Below are 17,128 nucleotides of genomic sequence, written 5' to 3' on the forward strand. Positions count from 1 at the left end.
TCGGAAATTCTTTATTGCAACTTATATAGCAACACCCATAAAAAATAAAAAATTTTTGTATTGACAGACAAAAAGCTCATTGATATCATATATCCAAGTAAACTTATTGGTATTGTAAAAATTGAGTGGTGCTTAAGGAGAGGAGATATATGAATGAGCAATTAAGAAAATCAATCATAACGAAAATCATTTCATTAATCACGATCATTTTCACATTGATATTATGGATGGTCAGTACGAAGCTTAAATGGATTGATCCTGTTTTTCTTCCATCTCCTCAATCCTTATGGAAAACATTTTTGGATTTATGCCATAACGGCTACAAAGATAGCTCCTTAGGTCTTCACATTATGCAGAGCATGTATCGACTATTAGTTGCTCTATTATTGGCGTTTGTGACAGCTGTCCCTTTAGGAATTGTGTGTGGGATGAACAGTTACATATTAGCTATTTTCGAACCTTTTATTGAATTTTATCGTCCATTGCCACCATTGGCCTATTATACACTTCTTGTATTATGGCTCGGTATTGATAATTCTTCAAAAATTGCTCTTCTTTATTTAAGTGCATTTGCACCGCTATTTTTAGCAACTCTATCGAGCGTTAAACAGGTTCCAAAAGATCGAATTCATGCTGCTTTATCGTTAGGAGCCAAACGGATGAATGTTCTGTTTTCGATCATTTTTCCCTCCTGTCTCCCAGATATTATTACCGGATTGCGCACGGCAACCGGAGTCGCTTATTCCACCTTGGTCGCTGCCGAAATGGTTGCCGCAACATCAGGAATAGGCTGGATGGTATTGGATGCCAGTAAATACTTACGCAGCGATGTTGTGTTCGTTGGTATTTTCATCATGGGAGGGATTGCTATTTTGCTTGATGGAGTGATTCGTTTATATCAACGTAAACAGTTTACTTGGGTGGGAAAAGAGTAAACACCGGGCATTAATCACACTAGTGGAGCATAGAGGCTTTCAGCACCAATGGGGAACTACCTCACATCTAGCAGTGTAGGAGGCTGGTGATGAAAGAAGTAGATCACTTCACTACCTTGTTTTTTAAATGGAGAGAACCATTGTGGCGGCGGTTTCTTTCACGTCGGCCAATGTGAACCAAGGGCCAGTGCTATTTTTCACTAGAGTCCTATCGACCGAAGGCAAAAGCGGTCATCTTACCCTAGCGAAATCTGTCCCAATTTACGCTCACAATCAACACCATGTAAAACATTCTTAAAATAAGGGGTAGACGTCCATATGAATAAATTACGAAACTTTATTACATTTTTAACACTTATCATATCTTTTTTTATACTAATGACGGGATGTACTCATGCAAATTCAACTAGTTCTTCTAACAAAACAAAACAAGGTTCAAACACAGCTGAACCTAAAGAAATTCGTATAGGGTACCAAATTTCTCCTAATGGAGAATTATTAGCAAAAGCACTAGGATTGCTCGAAAAAAAATATCCGAACATTCACATTCGTTGGATTAAGTTTGATGCCGGACGAGACGTGATTAACGCGATGGCTAGTAAAAGTATTGACTTTGGCCTTGTTGGCACACCTCCAGGAGCTATCGGAATTGCGAATCACTTACCGTTTAAAGTGTATTATCTTCACGACATGATCGGTGAAAGCGAGGCCCTTGTGGTGAAAAAATCATCTTCCATCCATTCTCTCAATGATTTACAAGGGAAAAAAATCGCAACCACTTTTAGCTCTACATCACATTTTAGTTTATTGAGAGCGTTGCAACATGCGCATATCGATCCTAAAAAAGAACAAATCATCATTCTTGATATGCAGCCACCTGATATTTATGCAGCATGGCAACGAGGAGATATTGATGGAGCATATATATGGCAGCCTACACAAGCAAAATTACTTCAACATGGCGGGAAAGTTATCATCACGTCTGCCGATCTGACCAAGGAAGACATCATCACTGGTGAGTTTGGTATTGTCAGCGATGAATTTGCTCAAAAATACCCATCAATTATCAAGGGATACATTTCTGTTTTAAACCAAGCTGTCCATTATTACCGTGATCATCCAAAAGAAGCAGCGCAAGCTTTATCAAAAGAATTAGGATTATCACCTGAACAAAGCCTACAAACTATGCGACAAATTATTTGGCTTGATGCTTCTCAACAAAAAGATTTTTTTGGCGATCCTGACAATCCTGGAAAACTTTCTCGTGTTTTAAAAGAAACAGGAGATTTTATGAAAGAGCAGGGAAACATAACAACCTCCCCCTCTCTATCAACATACCAACGAGCTTTGTTAACTGATTTGTATCAATAGAGAAATTAAAAATCTATATCATAGAAAAGGAGGCTCAACCGATGACAACATCGCTTACGGTGCGCCCGCAACCGAATTACAATCGCCATCCTCCTTTGATTGATATCCAAAATGTATCATTAGTCTATAAGACAAAAAAAAAGGAAAAACCTACTACGATTCTTGAACATATTAATCTGCAATTAGCGCCCGACGATTTTGTTTGCCTATTGGGGCCTTCTGGTTGCGGCAAATCTTCTCTGTTACGAATGATTGCTGGATTTCAAAAGCCTTCAACCGGTGAAATTGTCATTAATGGGCGGGCGCATCAGCAACCAAGCAGCGAAATCGGTGTTGTTTTCCAACATCATCAATTATTCCCTTGGATGACTATCGAACAAAATGTCGCTTTTGGATTAAAAATGAAGGGAATCAAAAAACGCGAGCGCCTTAAAATTGCTAATAAATATTTAAAACTTGTTGGACTTGAAGAAGTGGGTCACCTACTTCCATACCAACTATCTGGTGGCATGAAGCAACGAGCAGCTATTGCCCGAACATTAGCCGTCGATCCAAAAGCTATTTTAATGGATGAGCCATTCAGCGCTCTCGATGCCTTAACTCGGGAAACGATGCAAACCTATTTAAAAGAGCTTTGGATTCAAACAAAAAAATGTATCTTGTTTATTACACATGATGTTGATGAAGCACTGCTTCTTGGTCGTCGCATTTTAGTCATGCAAGCTCGTCCCGGACAAATTGTACTCGATTTAGAAAACCCGCTTTATCGTTATACATTAACGTCCAATGAATGGAAACAAGAAAAGGAATTTGCGCGTTTACGCCAACAACTATTAACCGCTATTGGTTCCTAAATTACCAATTACAAACAACAAAATTTCTCTTCATATTCAGAAAGGAGTAGAGCGAAATGAGTTTCTTGACACGTTACCCCCGTCCACTGAAATTTGAGAACCGCGACAATTACGTTGGGCCGCGCCAACTGCGCCGCCTTCCTGAAGGAGTTGAAGAACAACCGTATACCCTTTTCGAGATTAAACCATTAACTCCGCTGATTGGTGCTGAAATTTCGGGCGTAGATCTACGTCAACCTGTTTCATCGGATCTTTTTAAAGAGTTGAACAGGGCATTGTTAGAATGGAAAGTCCTCTTTTTTCGCAATCAAGAGATTTCAAGTGAACAACAGCGTGCTTTCGCTAGACTATGGGGAGAACTTGAAATCCACCCTTTTTACGAAAAAGAAGAAAATCAGCTAGAAGAAGTCGTTCGTTTCTCTCGCAATGAAAAACAAGCAGGATTTGAGAATATTTGGCATGCTGATGTTACATTTCGTACCAATCCCGCTAAAGCAGCTGTGCTACGTTTAATTGAAGTTCCACCAGTTGGAGGAGATACGCTTTGGGTTGACATGGCTGCGGCTTATGATAATTTGCCAGACCAAATCAAGGAACGCATTGATGGTTTAACTGCCTTACACGACTTTACACCGGCATTTAGTCATATTTTGAGCCAAGAAAAATTAGAAGAAATGCAGCAACAATTTCCACCAGTCGAACACCCAGTCGTCCGCACTCATCCAGAAACAGGACGCAAAACTTTGTTTGTTAATCCATCATTCACTACGTATATTGTTGGACTAGAACCAGAGGAAAGTGAACAATTATTGCAATATTTGTTTCGACAAGCCCATATCCCAGAATATCAAGTCCGTTTCCGATGGACAAAAAATACAGTTGCCTTTTGGGATAATCGAGCAACGCAGCACTATGCGGTATCCGACTACTATCCTTATCCAAGAAAAGCGGAACGCATAGCTATTGTTGGAGATCGTCCATACTGATTGAGTTTCTAAAAACGGTGGATCGGTACACAAAGACCTAAAAGGCTGGCGAAAAACCGCTGATTCCCTTCAACAATGGGAGAATGAGTGAAAAGCAGGACCGACGCAACAAGGTTTTTCTAGTTGAGAAATGACATTGTAAAGCCGTATCCGTGATGAAATCACCAGCCTCCTAAAAGTAGTATCATTTGGACATTCACTTCCCCACTTTCGTTAAGTTTTTCTCAATTCTCAAGCGGCAAAGTGGGGAGCTCCTTTCACTGCAAAAATATGATAATAATTTGTTTATTGAATCGATCCATCTTTTCGTCTCTAACAAAAATATGTTGAAATTTTGTTTTACATCCAGCTGATCAGACGGTGCACTTCTCTGAACAGGTGAGGCAAAAATGATTGGTTTCCTGTTCTTTCGTGGATGCATAAGTAAGATGTGTGATAGAAAAATCAAGTACAACTTGTGGTGAAGAGTCAATAAAAAGGTGAACCAGAAAATGAGTTGGTTTTTTTTATTGTTTGGAATTATTTTCGAAGTAATAGGAACTACTTGTATGAAACTATCTAAAGGATTTATGAATATCATTCCTTCGATTCTGCTTTTTTTGTTTTACGGACTTAGTTTAACCTTTGTCACCTTATCTCTCAAAAAACTCAATGTTGGCGTAGCTTATGCGGTTTGGTCAGGATTAGGCACCGTGCTGATCACCATCATTGGGATTACATTCTTTCAAGAATCCTATTCATTCGTGAAAATGACAGGGATCTTATTAATTATCATTGGTGTTATCATTCTTCATTTTTATAGCTAATCTATGTAACATTGGTTAGATCGCAATTTCAGAGCCGAAACACAGGAAGAAATCAATCAACCGCTCGATGAAAAGATCGCAAACAGAAACATGCTTCTCCCCCAAACCAGTTGTTGATTTGGGGGAGAAAGATCACAACCGAAACGATTTTAATCGTTTCACCATCTCTTTTGTGTGCGAATACACATCTCGATAGATGGAAAACAGCTCTTTGTATTTCGCCACCGCATCCGGCCGCGGTTCGACGATGGAATCGACTTGTTTGAACGCATCGGCGCATTGCTTGAGCGAATCAAACCAGCCGACGCCGCAGGCGGCGATCATCGCGGCGCCCAGTCCCGGCCCTTGTTCGTTTTTCAATTTTTCCACCGGGATGCCGAAAATATCGGCTTGGATTTGCAGCCACTCGGCGCTTTTTGCCCCGCCGCCGATCGACACGACCGAATCGATCGTTTTGCCGCTCGCTTTGATGATCTCCACCGACTCGTTGAGCGAGAACGTAATGCCTTCGATGACCGCGCGAGCGAAATCCCATTTCGTCTGCGCCGAATCAATGCCGACAAACGACCCGCGAATATCGGCGTCGGCATAAGGCGTCCGCTCGCCGACCAAATATGGCGTAAACAACAAGCCGTTGGCGCCAATCGGCGACTCAGCAGCGTGCTTGACGATCTCGGCAAACGGCACGTCCTCGGCAAACGTCCGCTTCCACCAGTCAAAGCTGTAGCCCGCCGCCAGCGTCACCCCCATAATATAGTAGGCGTTCGGCTCGGCATGGTTGAAGTAGTGCACTCGTCCAGCGAAATCTTTTTCCCCGCTTTGCTCATACGCCAAGACGACGCCGGATGTGCCGATGCTTGACATCATCTTCCCTTCCGCCAAAATGCCGGCGCCCACCGCGCCGCAAGCGTTGTCCGCCCCGCCGGCAAACACGTTCACCGACGCCGGCAGCCCGGTCTGTTCCGCCACCTCCGGACGCAGCGTCCCGACCCATGCCGTCGCCTCAACAAGCGGCGGGCAAAGCGAAAGGTCGACATCCACCGCCCGGGCAATCTCCTCGCTCCACGTTTTCTTTTCGATATCCAGCAACAGCGTCCCCGCCGCATCGGATACATCCATCGCGATCTGCCCGGTCAAACGGAAACGGACGTAGTCTTTGGGCAATAAAAACGTCCGCGCCCGTTCATACAGCTTAGGTTCATGGTTTTTCACCCACAACAGTTTCGGCAGCGTAAACCCTTCGAGCGCCTCATTTTTCGCCGCCGCAAGCAGCGTCTCTCGACCGACTTTCGCTTCAATTTCCCGGCACTCGGCTGTCGTTCGTGTGTCATTCCATAAAATCGCGTTGCGCACGACGTTCCCGTCGCCATCAAGCAACACAAGCCCGTGCATTTGCCCGGAAAAACTCAAGCCCACGACCGACTCCGGAGAAATGCCCGCCGTTTCCCAAACGCGGCGCAGCGCCGTAATCGTCTTCTCCACCCAATCGTCCGGGCGCTGCTCACTATAGCCGGAATGCGGCTGGTAGAGGGGATAGGACTCGGTCCATTCCCCTCTGACTTGCCCATTGCGGTCGACAAGCAACACTTTCACCGCACTGGTTCCTAAATCGACGCCAATGACATATTCCACGCTCATCCCTCTTTCACGAACGAGATCCACTCGGCACGCTGACTTCGAGCAAATATTGATTCAGCAACGTTTTCAAGCGCTCAAGACGGCCGGACGTATTGCGAATGTCGCCAAGCTGCAACGCGTATTGCTCGAGCTTGTGGAAGTCCGCTGTTCCTTCGACGATCTCGCGGCCAATGCCTTCCGTATAGCTTTTGTACCGCTCTTCGATGAATTGTTCAAACACGCGGTCTTCCAGCAAGCGATGGGCGACTTTTAAACCGATCGCAAAGCTGTCCATCCCGGCGATATGAGCGTAGAACAAATCTTCCGGTTCGAACGAGCCTCTCCGCACTTTCGCGTCAAAGTTCAAGCCGCCGCGCCCAAGGCCGCCGTTTTGCAAAATTTCATACATCGCCAACGTCGTCGTATACAAATCGGTCGGGAATTCGTCCGTATCCCAGCCAAGCAGCGTATCACCTTGGTTCGCATCGACCGAACCGAGCATGCCGTGGATGCGGGCGACGCGCAGCTCATGTTCAAACGTATGGCCCGCCAACGTCGCATGGTTCGCTTCGATGTTGAATTTGAAATAATCCTTGAGCCCGTACGTTTGCAAGAACGCCAGCGCCGTGGCCACGTCAAAATCGTATTGATGCTTCGTCGGCTCTTTCGGCTTCGGCTCGATCAAAAACTGGCCATCAAAGCCGATCTCTTTCGCATAGTCGACCGCCATATGCAAGAAGCGGGCCAAATTGTCAAGCTCCAGTTTCATATCCGTGTTCAGCAGCGTCTCATAACCTTCCCGGCCGCCCCAGAACACGTAGTTTTCCGCCCCGAGCCGCTTCGCGATCTCCAACCCTTTTTTCACTTTCGCCGCCACATAGGCGAACACGTCAGCGTTGCACGACGTCGCCGCCCCGTGAACGAAGCGCGGATGGCTGAACAAGTTCGCCGTATTCCAAAGCAGCTTCGTTTTGCTTGTTTTCATGTATTCTTCAATCATATCGACAATTTCATCCAAATTTTTGTACGTCTCGCTGAGCGTTTCCCCTTCTGGAGCGATGTCGACGTCATGGAAGCAGAAAAACGGAACGTTCAGCTTTTCAAACAGCTCAAACGCCGCCTCGACGCGCGCCTTCGCCAAATCCATGCCGCTGTATTTATTCCATGGACGAATCATATTGCCGACGCCAAACGGATCCGATCCATCGCCCGTAAACGTATGCCAATACGCCACTGAAAAGCGCAAATGTTCCTCCATTGTTTTGTCGCCGACTTTTTCTTCTGGATTGTAAAACTTAAACGCGAACGGATTGCGCGACTCCGGCCCTTCATACGCAATCTTGCCGATATTCGGAAAATAAGCCATGTCTAGGTCCCCCTTCATTATGAATCAAGTTCAATCAGCGAAAATGGCTTGCTTCGGTTTTATTATAACGCTTTCACATTTGTTTGTCTATCATATAAACAAAGTGTTCTACAATTCTTTGTACAAAAAGTAGTCAAAATCGGCGTAGTTGTTTTGTCCTGAACCGTCCCGGCAATGCATGCCGACAAACGCCCCGGTAAACGCCGCGCGGCTTTTGATATAGTCGTTTCTATGATTCAAAGGTGACGGGAATCTAAAGCCGTATCCATGAGTAAATCACCTGCCTCCTAGGATTCGACAATCAAAATCAAATTACGGACTGTAGATGAGCAAATTTGCTAACATAAATTGACAGCTAAACAAAAAAGGAGACATGAACCCAGCTCCTTGAGTAAAATAGATGTGCTCAAACTACCCACAAGGAGGTTCATGTCTCATGAATAGATTAGCACATCATCAAGGAATCCACAAGTTTTTCATGACGCTGGGATTGGCGCTTTATTTCTCGAAACCGGTCATCAAGCATCTCGTTCATATTGTGGATGCCTTGACTACCAAGGGATTTTCGGGAACATTGACCGATGTCCATCACTGGAGTTTTCATCCCAATCATCGAACCACGCTCAGCCATTTTTTCACGAAAAGCCCTTGGGATGAAGAGACGTTGCTTCGCAAACTCCAGCAATGGATCCTTCATCGCATCCAGCGAATCGCCAAACAGGAGAATCAACCCCTTTTTGTTTCGATTGATGATACGATTTGCCAAAAAACGAAGCCTTCGTCACGGGCTGCCCGCGCCATTCAAGGGTGTGATTGGCACTACTCGCACAAAGATCATCAATCCGTTTGGGGGCATTCGCTCGTTTGGCTGATGGTGCATACTTTCTCGCAAGCGTTCCCGTTCGCCTTTCGTCTGTATGACAAGACGGCGGGAAGAAGCAAGATCGACCTAGCGATCGAGATGCTTTCCTCGCTCAAGGGGAAACGGGCTCAGCCGGTGTATGTGCTCATGGATTCGTGGTATCCGTCCCAAGCGCTCATCGAAGCCTGCCTGAAACAAGGATTCCATGTCATCGCCATGCTCAAGACGAACCGGATTCTCTATCCGAAAGGTATCGCCATCCAAGCGAAGAAGTTCGCCCGCTATATCGAGCCCAACGACACCCACCTCGTCACGGTGGGGAAGGAGCGTTACCGCGTGTATCGCTACGAGGGAGCGATCCATGGCCTCGATGACGCGGTGGTGCTGCTGGCTTGGAAGGCGGATGAACCGATGACGCCAGATCATCTCCATGTCGTCTTGAGCACCGACCGGGAGCTAGGCGATGAAGAGATCTTGCGTTATTATGCCCAGCGCTGGACGATCGAATGCTTTTTCCGGCAGGCCAAAGACCAGCTGAAGCTCGATGGGTACCGTGTTCGTCACATTCGGGCGGTGAAACGGTATTGGGCCGTGGTGCTGTTCGCCTGCGTATACAGCATCGCCGAATCTCAGCAAGACCTCTCTTCCGGCCTGGAGCTTCTTCGGTCTCGGAAAGGGCACAGCGTCGTCGAGTTCATCTACGATGCCGCGAAGCAAGATATTCCCATTGATGTGATCAAAAAACAGCTCCATGTCGCCTAAGGGGTCCCCTGTTTGTCTCTTAGGGCATGGAAATTATTGTAATGAAAAATGCTCATCTACAGTTACGGAGCTGACTTGATATGCACATCGATCGACTTCGTGATTCTATCCCACAGATAACCTTTCGAGTCAGTCTCTCCTTCGTTGTTGTCCCAAAAGTTTTCTCTTATCGTTCAATGCCGCTCGATAAAATATTACTCATCATTCCTTTTTGCAACAATTTATTTCCCTTGTTGCCACATTTCCTGCTTTTCTTCCATTTTGCCAAACACACGCAATGCAGTGCCCATCACGACCAATGCCATCGTGCTGATACTGAAAAACGGAATCAACCCCGGGATATACATTAGGACGAGAAGCAGTATTCCAACACTGACCAACATGACAAGCGTCATGAGCGGATTGGCCATTCCGATTAAAAAAGCATACTTCATATACTGCCAAAAACGCAATTCATAATGCACATAAATAGGAAACACGTACAACAACATCACCATATAAAAGAGAAAAATAATGAGCAAAGCGACAGAAAACGGAAGTTTCCATCCTGGCGGAACATGAGCGAGATAGATGATATCAATATAGAAAATATACGCCATCGCCATAAGCAACAATCCAATCCGATTGGCCCGCCAAAATTCGCGCTTATACGTCTGGGCAAACGTTTTCAGCACAGGAATCTCTGTATCGTGAAAAAATATCCATTTCCTTATAATTGTAAATAGTGCCACTGTCGCGGGAGCAATCCCGAAGATCCCCAGCCCGATAATAGTAAAAACCATCCACAACAAGTTAACGTATGCGAGCCTTGTAATCCATTCGCAAACCCGATAGAGCTTCCCATCCATCAAACTGATACGCATCATTCATCCACCTTTTGTTTCTTTTTGAACTACTCCCACTTTCGTTTCGCTTCGAAGCGGGAGATTCCTACCAACTTCGCTCGATCGAGCGAATATCTTAGTAGGCGATCCCCGCCGTTCCTGCGGTTCGAAGCCTGATGGCTTTCTTTTTGATATTGATGCTTGCATTCACATCCGGGTCGTGATGGACATGGCAATTTGGACATTCCCATTCACGCAAAGCGAGATGTTTCACGTCTTTATTTTGGTAACCACAAAACTCGGCTAAAACGATAAACTTAGTATACCATAACTGTAGATGAGCAAATTTGCTAACATAAATTGACAACTAAACAAAAAAGGAGACATGAACCCAACTCCTTGAGTAAAATAGATGTGCTCAAACCCATTCACACAAGGAGGTTCATGTCTCATGAATAGATTAGCACATCATCAAGGTGTTTTTTGCAAGCAAAAAGTGCAGAGAATTGCAAGAAAAAATACATAGGCTTGCCGGCTCAATGAATTTACCTTTCAACCGAGTGAGAAGGGAGCGACTGAACGGCAGAAAGCGCATGCCGCAAGCGGTAGCTCTCACCCGTAAACGCGAGAATGTGGGCGTGATGGACCAAACGATCCACCAGCGCTGCCGTCAGGCGGTTGTCCCCAAACACTCGATTCCACTGTCCAAACTCTAAATTCGATGTCACGATGACACTTTTTCGTTCATAACAATCGGCAATGATGTGAAACAGCAGTTCCGACCCCTGCTTTTGGAAAGGTACATAGCCGAGTTCGTCCAAAATCAACAGCTCGCATGTGTCGATGTGCCGTTTGAGCCGTCCGAGGGTGCCGTCTTTTAACGCCTCTTCGAGCTGGGCGACAAGATCGGCGACACGGAAAAACCGAACTTCATGGCCCCGTTCACACGCTTTTAATCCTAATGCGGTGGCGAGATGGGTTTTTCCTGTTCCCGGCGAACCTAAAAGCAGGACGTTCTGTTTTTGCTCCAAAAAGCGAAGGTCGCAAAGTTCTTCCTTCGAGGTCGTGGTCGGCCAATGAATCTGATCCGACCATTCGTCATCGTTGAGCCATTTCAACTCCCGGAACTTCGCCTTCTTGATCAATCGAGCCTGTTTTGCTTTCTGACGGAACGACAGCTCCAACGCCAACACATCACGCAAAAACTGTTCCTTGGTCTCGTAGGCCACCTCCTCGAATCGATCCGCGATGTACGCCAAATGCAGGGCTTTACAAATCTCTTTTACATCCATCTTCATGCCCGGCTTCCCCCTTCCCTTGACGGACAAAGACGTTGATCATACACATGTAAATCGGTTTCATAGTCGACGAAAACGGAAGGGGTATAGGCTTCTTCCCATTTCGCGGGATACTCCGAACGCTTCGCCTCCATCAACACCCCGATCTCATGGGGCGCCAAATCCCACCGTTGATACTTGTCAAGCCACTGAGCGATCTCATAGACGGTGTACCGGTCCAGCAGCTTCTGCACCCCTCGAATGCGTGATGCCGTCTGTTTCGGTTGTTCCATGAAGTATTTCCTAATGGCCTCCGGTAAGTAAACTCGAAACCGCGAATACTCCACCACCCGGGGCTTTTGCGCCCATTCCGCCAAAATGTCCTTCCAAGGGAGCTCCCGTTGCTTTTTCGTGTACGGCCTTGGCGCTTCCAGGTACACCTCCCCTTCTTGGGACAAAACCATGAAACGATCCCATTCCTTTTTGACAAGGACACGGTTGGGGACCGGGATCCCATGAACCACAAACGCCTCCCCATCCACCGTTACTTCCCCGTATTTATTGACATTGGCGTGGTGGAAGGAGAAGATCGGGAGATCTCTCTCCGGCAGGACAAGCAACTCCTTTTGTTCTTCCTGCCATAATTCCTCAATGGTTCTCCCTTTTTCATAGTGGGGGCGGGCTCGATCTTCGATCATCTTGCGATGCAGCCACTCCGTCAGTTCTTCATCCCCCTCGATCAACGGAGCAGGGACAAAGCAGTGTTGCCGAGTATAGTAAACTTTCCGTTCGACATTCCCTTTTTCGTGTCCGCTATACGGATTGCATGCCTGTACGTCAAACCCATAATGAAGCCGGAATCGCTCAAATGCTTCAGTATATTGACGTTCGCCTCCTTTTCGAATCGAAACCACCGCCGCCGCCAAATTGTCGATGCGCAGTTTTCTCGGGACGCCTCCGGCCTGTCGAAAGAGCTGAGTGAGCCCGTGAAGAAAACATTCGCTGTTTTCCGCCGGCAATGGATACGCATACGCGGCGTTGCTGTACGGAAAGCTCAAAATCAGAATTGATCGGTCTTCCTCTTTTCCCTCCTTCGTCACAACGGACATGGTGCCGAAATCCACCTGCGCTTCCCCCGGAGGGTGTTCCAGCCTCTCGTAACGTTGTTCCTTCTCCAGCTTAAGCTGAGGTCTTCGTTTTTGAACGTAGGCGCAAACCGTTCGATAAGACCCTTTAAAGCCATGTTCCTGCTTTAATTGTTCGTACATCTTCTTGCTTGTCCGCCGTTGTTTTCTTGGCAGTTTGGCGTCCTCCTCCAGCCAGTCATCAATGATTTGACCGTATCCTTCTTCCTCCATCATTCCCCGTTTTCTCTTTATTTTTTGTCTGACCGAAATGTCTCCATCCGCATATTTCTTGACTGTTCTCCAGTTAAATCCCGTCCTGCGGACAATTTCGGAAAGCGATAACCCTTTCTTTTCACGCAAATGTTTGATATGATGAATTTCAGGCATTGCTAGCATCCTTTCTTTACCTCCACTGTTTTGTTCTTCACAACCTTAACAGTAGAGGGAATTTTAGGAGCTGGCAAGCCTTTTTTTATGCCATGAAGCTCTGCACTTTTTTGTTGCAGAACTCTGTACTTTCATTTTGCACTAAACATCAAGGAATCCACAAGTTTTTCATGACGTTGGGATTGGCGCTTTATTTCTCGAAGCCGGTCATCAAGCATCTCGTTTACCTTGTCGACGCCTTGACTACCAAGGGATTTTCGGGAACATTGACCGATGTCCATCACTGGAGTTTTCATCCCAATCATCGAACCACGCTCAGCCATTTTTTCACGAAAAGCCCTTGGGATGAAGAGACGTTGCTTCGCAAACTCCAGCAATGGATCCTTCATCGCATCCAGCGAATCGCCAAACAGGAGAATCAACCCCTTTTTGTTTCGATTGATGATACGATTTGCCAAAAAACGAAGCCTTCGTCACGGGCTGCCCGCGCCATTCAAGGGTGTGATTGGCACTACTCGCACAAAGATCATCAATCCGTTTGGGGGCATTCGCTCGTTTGGCTGATGGTGCATACTTTCTCGCAAGCGTTCCCGTTCGCCTTTCGTCTGTATGACAAGACGGCGGGAAGAAGCAAGATCGACCTAGCGATCGAGATGCTTTCCTCGCTCAAGGGGAAACGGGCTCAGCCGGTGTATGTGCTCATGGATTCGTGGTATCCGTCCCAAGCGCTCATCGAAGCCTGCCTGAAACAAGGATTCCATGTCATCGCCATGCTCAAGACGAACCGGATTCTCTATCCGAAAGGTATCGCCATCCAAGCGAAGAAGTTCGCCCGCTATATCGAGCCCAACGACACCCACCTCGTCACGGTGGGGAAGGAGCGTTACCGCGTGTATCGCTACGAGGGAGCGATCCATGGCCTCGATGACGCGGTGGTGCTGCTGGCTTGGAAGGCGGATGAACCGATGACGCCAGATCATCTCCATGTCGTCTTGAGCACCGACCGGGAGCTAGGCGATGAAGAGATCTTGCGTTATTATGCCCAGCGCTGGACGATCGAATGCTTTTTCCGGCAGGCCAAAGACCAGCTGAAGCTCGATGGGTACCGTGTTCGTCACATTCGGGCGGTGAAACGGTATTGGGCCGTGGTGCTGTTCGCCTGCGTATACAGCATCGCCGAATCTCAGCAAGACCTCTCTTCCGGCCTGGAGCTTCTTCGGTCTCGGAAAGGGCACAGCGTCGTCGAGTTCATCTACGATGCCGCGAAGCAAGATATTCCCATTGATGTGATCAAAAAACAGCTCCATGTCGCCTAAGGGGTCCCCTGTTTGTCTCTTAGGTAATGGAAATTACTGTAATGAAAAATGCTCATCTACAGTACCATAAAACAAAAAAAAGAAGGGAGGCTTTGTTTATCCTCCCTCCAAATTCCGGCATAAGCCAAAAAACCGCCATCAACAGAAACAACCGCCCCAGTGACAAACCCGCTTGTCTGAGAATCTAAAATCCTCGGTCCCCTAATCCATTGCCTTAACCGAAGCGATGTGATTTAGATTTACTCGCACAACCGCTTCGCGGAATCGCTTCTCAAATAGAAAAACTTGTTTCATCAGTCTCCATGTTCACACGTTCCATCGCCGATCAAGGCAAACAGCGGTTTTTCACCAGCCTTCTAGAAAGATACATCTATCGGTGTATCGACGAGAGAGGAGAGTCAAAACAAAAGCTGGTCGTCTGCGGCTTGTAAGCCGTCTGACCAGCCAATTCATTCGCCTTGATATTTCATTTTTGTTCACACTGATGATCGTGCGGCAATTCTTGCTTTCATTCAGAAACCGGCAGGAGACAATCGCGATGTTAAATGCCATGATCCCAATCGTGTCTAAGAAAGGAAGAAGAGTTTCGATCAAGATCAACGAAAACTGATGATTTTGATCGTTTCTAAACTTAACCCGGCAACCTCGATATTGATATTTGCCTCGATTTCCAAACTATTTCTCAATGGAAACATTGACATTTTATTTCTCATTCATCCACACCACCATCTCTCCTTCTCCTCGGTTGCACCAAGCATAGTAAGGAATCGCTCGAAACGGAACTTGATATGTTTGAGGTTCAATCGGCCGATACAACTCATCATTCCATGCTGATTCATCAATTCGCTCGGCGGTTCCGGTGATTACCACGACCCCTTCTAGCAAGTCAGGCTCAAAGTGCGCCTCAAGCTTGGCGTCGCGCGGGAGAAACAAATTGGCTAAATTCGGTCCGTTATCGACTTCTTCCAAACAATACACGATCGGCCCGCGCTGCAACGCAACCTTGCCGGCGTTGGCACGCACTTGGGGATGAGCCTTGATTCGTTCGATCGGCATCGGGAAATAGAGCTTGATTTCATCCCCTTGTTGCCACACTCGGCGGATATAAGCGTACCCTTTTTTGATCAGCGGAACAATGTCTACTTTTTCACCATTGATCATTACCTCCGCTGCCCGACACCATCCAGGAATGCGCAATCCGAGCGTAAATTCTCGAGCGGATTCCAGAGAAACCGTCAATCGCACCATTCCATCCCAAGGATAATTCGTCTCTTGCAAGATTTCGACTGACCGCCCATCGAGCTCCATCTGAATGTCGCTGCCGACATAAAGATGAACGAACAGCTCATCCGATGTTTGTGAATAAATATAATGTCCAATCGAAGCGATGAGCCGAGCCAAGTTCGGCGGACAGCACGCACAGCGAAACCATGGTTGCCGCACCGCTTTCACATGGCGTTTGTCATGGCGTTCGCATGCCTTCGGCCACACTTCAAGCGGATTGACGTAAAAGAACTTCTTACCGTCCAAATCCATACCGCTAATGGTACCATTGTATAATGCCCGCTCCATTACATCCGCGTATTTCCCGTCCATCTCCAGTTCCAGCATGCGGCGTGCCCAGAATACTAAAGCAATCGATGCACACGTTTCCCCGTATGCCGTATCATTTGGCAAATCGAAATCAAACGTGAACGATTCTCCAAAAGCGCTGGAACCGACGGCGCCTGTGATGTACATCTGCCGTTTCGTCACGTTTTCCCATAACGTTTGGCATGCTTGTTTCAACGATTCGTCTCCCATTTTCGACGCCAGCCCAGCCATGGCGGTATACATATAGAGGGCCCGCACGGCATGCCCGACAGCTTGTTTCTGCTCCCTGACTGGAATGTGTGCTTGATGGTAGCGATACCCACCGTCATACCAAAATGGCTCCGTTTCCCCTCTTGCTTCTTTTTCCTGATCAAAGTAATGCGGCTGTTGCCCGCGCTGATCAATAAAATATTGGCTCAGTTTAAGATAGTTCTCATTTCCCGTCACCTCATACAGTTTCAACAGCGCCAACTCAATCTCTTGATGTCCGTCGTATCCAGGAATTTGGCCTTCTCCCCGGCCGAATACCGTGCTAATATAGTCGGCATATTTGCACATGATATCCAAAAAGCGCCGTTTGCCTGTGGCTCGAAAATAAGCGACAGCCGCTTCGATCAAATGACCGGCGCAATACAACTCATGGTTGTCGCGCAAATTCCTCCAACGCTTGCCAGGCTCCTTGACCGTATAATACGTATTAAGATAGCCGTCCGGCTGTTGAGCCCGTCCTAACAATTCAATTACGTCATCCGCGAGTTTTTCCAATTCTGTATCGCGCTTCGTCTCTAACAGGTACGCCACCGCCTCCAACCATTTTGCCACATCGCTGTCTTGAAAGACCATACCGTAAAACTCTCCATCTAATTCACCAGCGGCGATGCGAAAGTTTTCGATCGCATGGCTCGGTTCGGCATCAGGAATGCGGTCATTGAGCGCTTTCCATTGATAAGGAACGACCTCATTCCGCACGACATCGATGTACCGTTTCCAAAACCGATCCTTGACGTTCACGTTTGTTGCTACTTTTTCCACTCCCATCCCCTCC

The 17,128-nt window shown here is 46.9% G+C and carries 14 protein-coding genes and 1 pseudogene; 7 read left to right on the forward strand and 8 right to left on the reverse strand.

Features of this window, described 5'->3' with window-relative positions; genetic code table 11:
- Positions 1-149: 149 nt before the first annotated feature.
- The 5 genes from ACTVIM_RS09100 to ACTVIM_RS09120 all read left to right on the forward strand — a co-directional run bounded on the left by ACTVIM_RS09100 (position 150) and on the right by ACTVIM_RS09120 (position 4,952).
- A complete protein-coding gene (locus ACTVIM_RS09100) occupies positions 150-935 on the forward strand; it encodes an ABC transporter permease subunit (protein ID WP_445612368.1) in 786 nt (261 codons plus the stop codon).
- A gap of 318 nt (positions 936-1,253) precedes the next feature.
- Positions 1,254-2,306 carry a taurine ABC transporter substrate-binding protein gene (locus tag ACTVIM_RS09105; RefSeq protein WP_445612369.1) on the forward strand — a complete coding sequence of 351 codons (1,053 nt, stop codon included), beginning with the start codon at positions 1,254-1,256 and terminating at the stop codon, positions 2,304-2,306.
- A gap of 41 nt (positions 2,307-2,347) precedes the next feature.
- Positions 2,348-3,160 (forward strand): ABC transporter ATP-binding protein, encoded by an 813-nt coding sequence (locus ACTVIM_RS09110; RefSeq protein WP_445612370.1) that lies wholly within the window; start codon positions 2,348-2,350, stop codon positions 3,158-3,160.
- A 56-nt stretch (positions 3,161-3,216) separates the two neighbouring features.
- The gene (locus ACTVIM_RS09115; RefSeq protein WP_445612371.1) at positions 3,217-4,146 is read left to right on the forward strand and encodes a TauD/TfdA dioxygenase family protein; all 930 of its coding nucleotides are present in this window, start codon (positions 3,217-3,219) and stop codon (positions 4,144-4,146) included.
- A 491-nt stretch (positions 4,147-4,637) separates the two neighbouring features.
- Positions 4,638-4,952 carry a DMT family transporter gene (locus ACTVIM_RS09120; RefSeq protein ID WP_445612372.1) on the forward strand — a complete coding sequence of 105 codons (315 nt, stop codon included), beginning with the start codon at positions 4,638-4,640 and terminating at the stop codon, positions 4,950-4,952.
- 132 nt (positions 4,953-5,084) lie between these two features.
- Here the strand turns inward: ACTVIM_RS09120 and xylB are convergent, their stop codons facing one another.
- The 3 genes from xylB to ACTVIM_RS09135 form a co-directional block, all read right to left on the reverse strand.
- Entirely contained in the window at positions 5,085-6,584 is a 1,500-nt protein-coding gene (gene xylB / locus ACTVIM_RS09125; protein WP_445612373.1) for a xylulokinase, read from the reverse strand.
- 13 nt (positions 6,585-6,597) lie between these two features.
- Positions 6,598-7,935, reverse strand: coding sequence for a xylose isomerase (gene xylA, locus ACTVIM_RS09130; RefSeq protein ID WP_445612374.1), 1,338 nt, complete (start codon positions 7,933-7,935; stop codon positions 6,598-6,600).
- Between the two features lie 108 nt (positions 7,936-8,043).
- The gene (locus ACTVIM_RS09135; RefSeq protein WP_445612375.1) at positions 8,044-8,175 is read right to left on the reverse strand and encodes a beta-xylosidase family glycoside hydrolase; all 132 of its coding nucleotides are present in this window, start codon (positions 8,173-8,175) and stop codon (positions 8,044-8,046) included.
- Positions 8,176-8,371: 196 nt separating this feature from the next.
- Here ACTVIM_RS09135 and ACTVIM_RS09140 point away from each other — a divergent pair, with 196 nt between their 5' ends.
- The gene (locus ACTVIM_RS09140; protein WP_445612376.1) at positions 8,372-9,559 is read left to right on the forward strand and encodes an IS701 family transposase; all 1,188 of its coding nucleotides are present in this window, start codon (positions 8,372-8,374) and stop codon (positions 9,557-9,559) included.
- Between the two features lie 221 nt (positions 9,560-9,780).
- On the opposite strand, the gene ACTVIM_RS09145 is transcribed toward ACTVIM_RS09140, so the two are convergent.
- The 4 genes and pseudogenes from ACTVIM_RS09145 to istA form a co-directional block, all read right to left on the reverse strand.
- Positions 9,781-10,422 (reverse strand): YesL family protein, encoded by a 642-nt coding sequence (locus ACTVIM_RS09145; protein ID WP_445612377.1) that lies wholly within the window; start codon positions 10,420-10,422, stop codon positions 9,781-9,783.
- 97 nt (positions 10,423-10,519) lie between these two features.
- Positions 10,520-10,684 (reverse strand): annotated as a pseudogene (locus ACTVIM_RS09150) (zinc ribbon domain-containing protein); the annotation flags it as partial.
- A 244-nt stretch (positions 10,685-10,928) separates the two neighbouring features.
- A complete protein-coding gene (istB, locus tag ACTVIM_RS09155; protein ID WP_445612378.1) occupies positions 10,929-11,681 on the reverse strand; it encodes an IS21-like element helper ATPase IstB in 753 nt (250 codons plus the stop codon).
- Positions 11,678-13,183 carry an IS21 family transposase gene (gene istA / locus ACTVIM_RS09160; protein WP_445612379.1) on the reverse strand — a complete coding sequence of 502 codons (1,506 nt, stop codon included), beginning with the start codon at positions 13,181-13,183 and terminating at the stop codon, positions 11,678-11,680. The genes istB and istA overlap by 4 nt, the downstream gene beginning before the upstream one ends.
- 83 nt (positions 13,184-13,266) lie before the next feature.
- Here istA and ACTVIM_RS09165 point away from each other — a divergent pair, with 83 nt between their 5' ends.
- Positions 13,267-14,490: an IS701 family transposase gene (locus tag ACTVIM_RS09165; RefSeq protein ID WP_445612380.1), complete on the forward strand. Its 1,224-nt coding sequence runs from the start codon at positions 13,267-13,269 to the stop codon at positions 14,488-14,490.
- 702 nt (positions 14,491-15,192) lie between these two features.
- On the opposite strand, the gene ACTVIM_RS09170 is transcribed toward ACTVIM_RS09165, so the two are convergent.
- The gene (locus tag ACTVIM_RS09170) at positions 15,193-17,121 is read right to left on the reverse strand and encodes a glycoside hydrolase family 127 protein (protein WP_445612381.1); all 1,929 of its coding nucleotides are present in this window, start codon (positions 17,119-17,121) and stop codon (positions 15,193-15,195) included.
- Positions 17,122-17,128: the final 7 nt, after the last annotated feature.

The organism is Geobacillus sp. YF-1, from assembly GCF_052692335.1.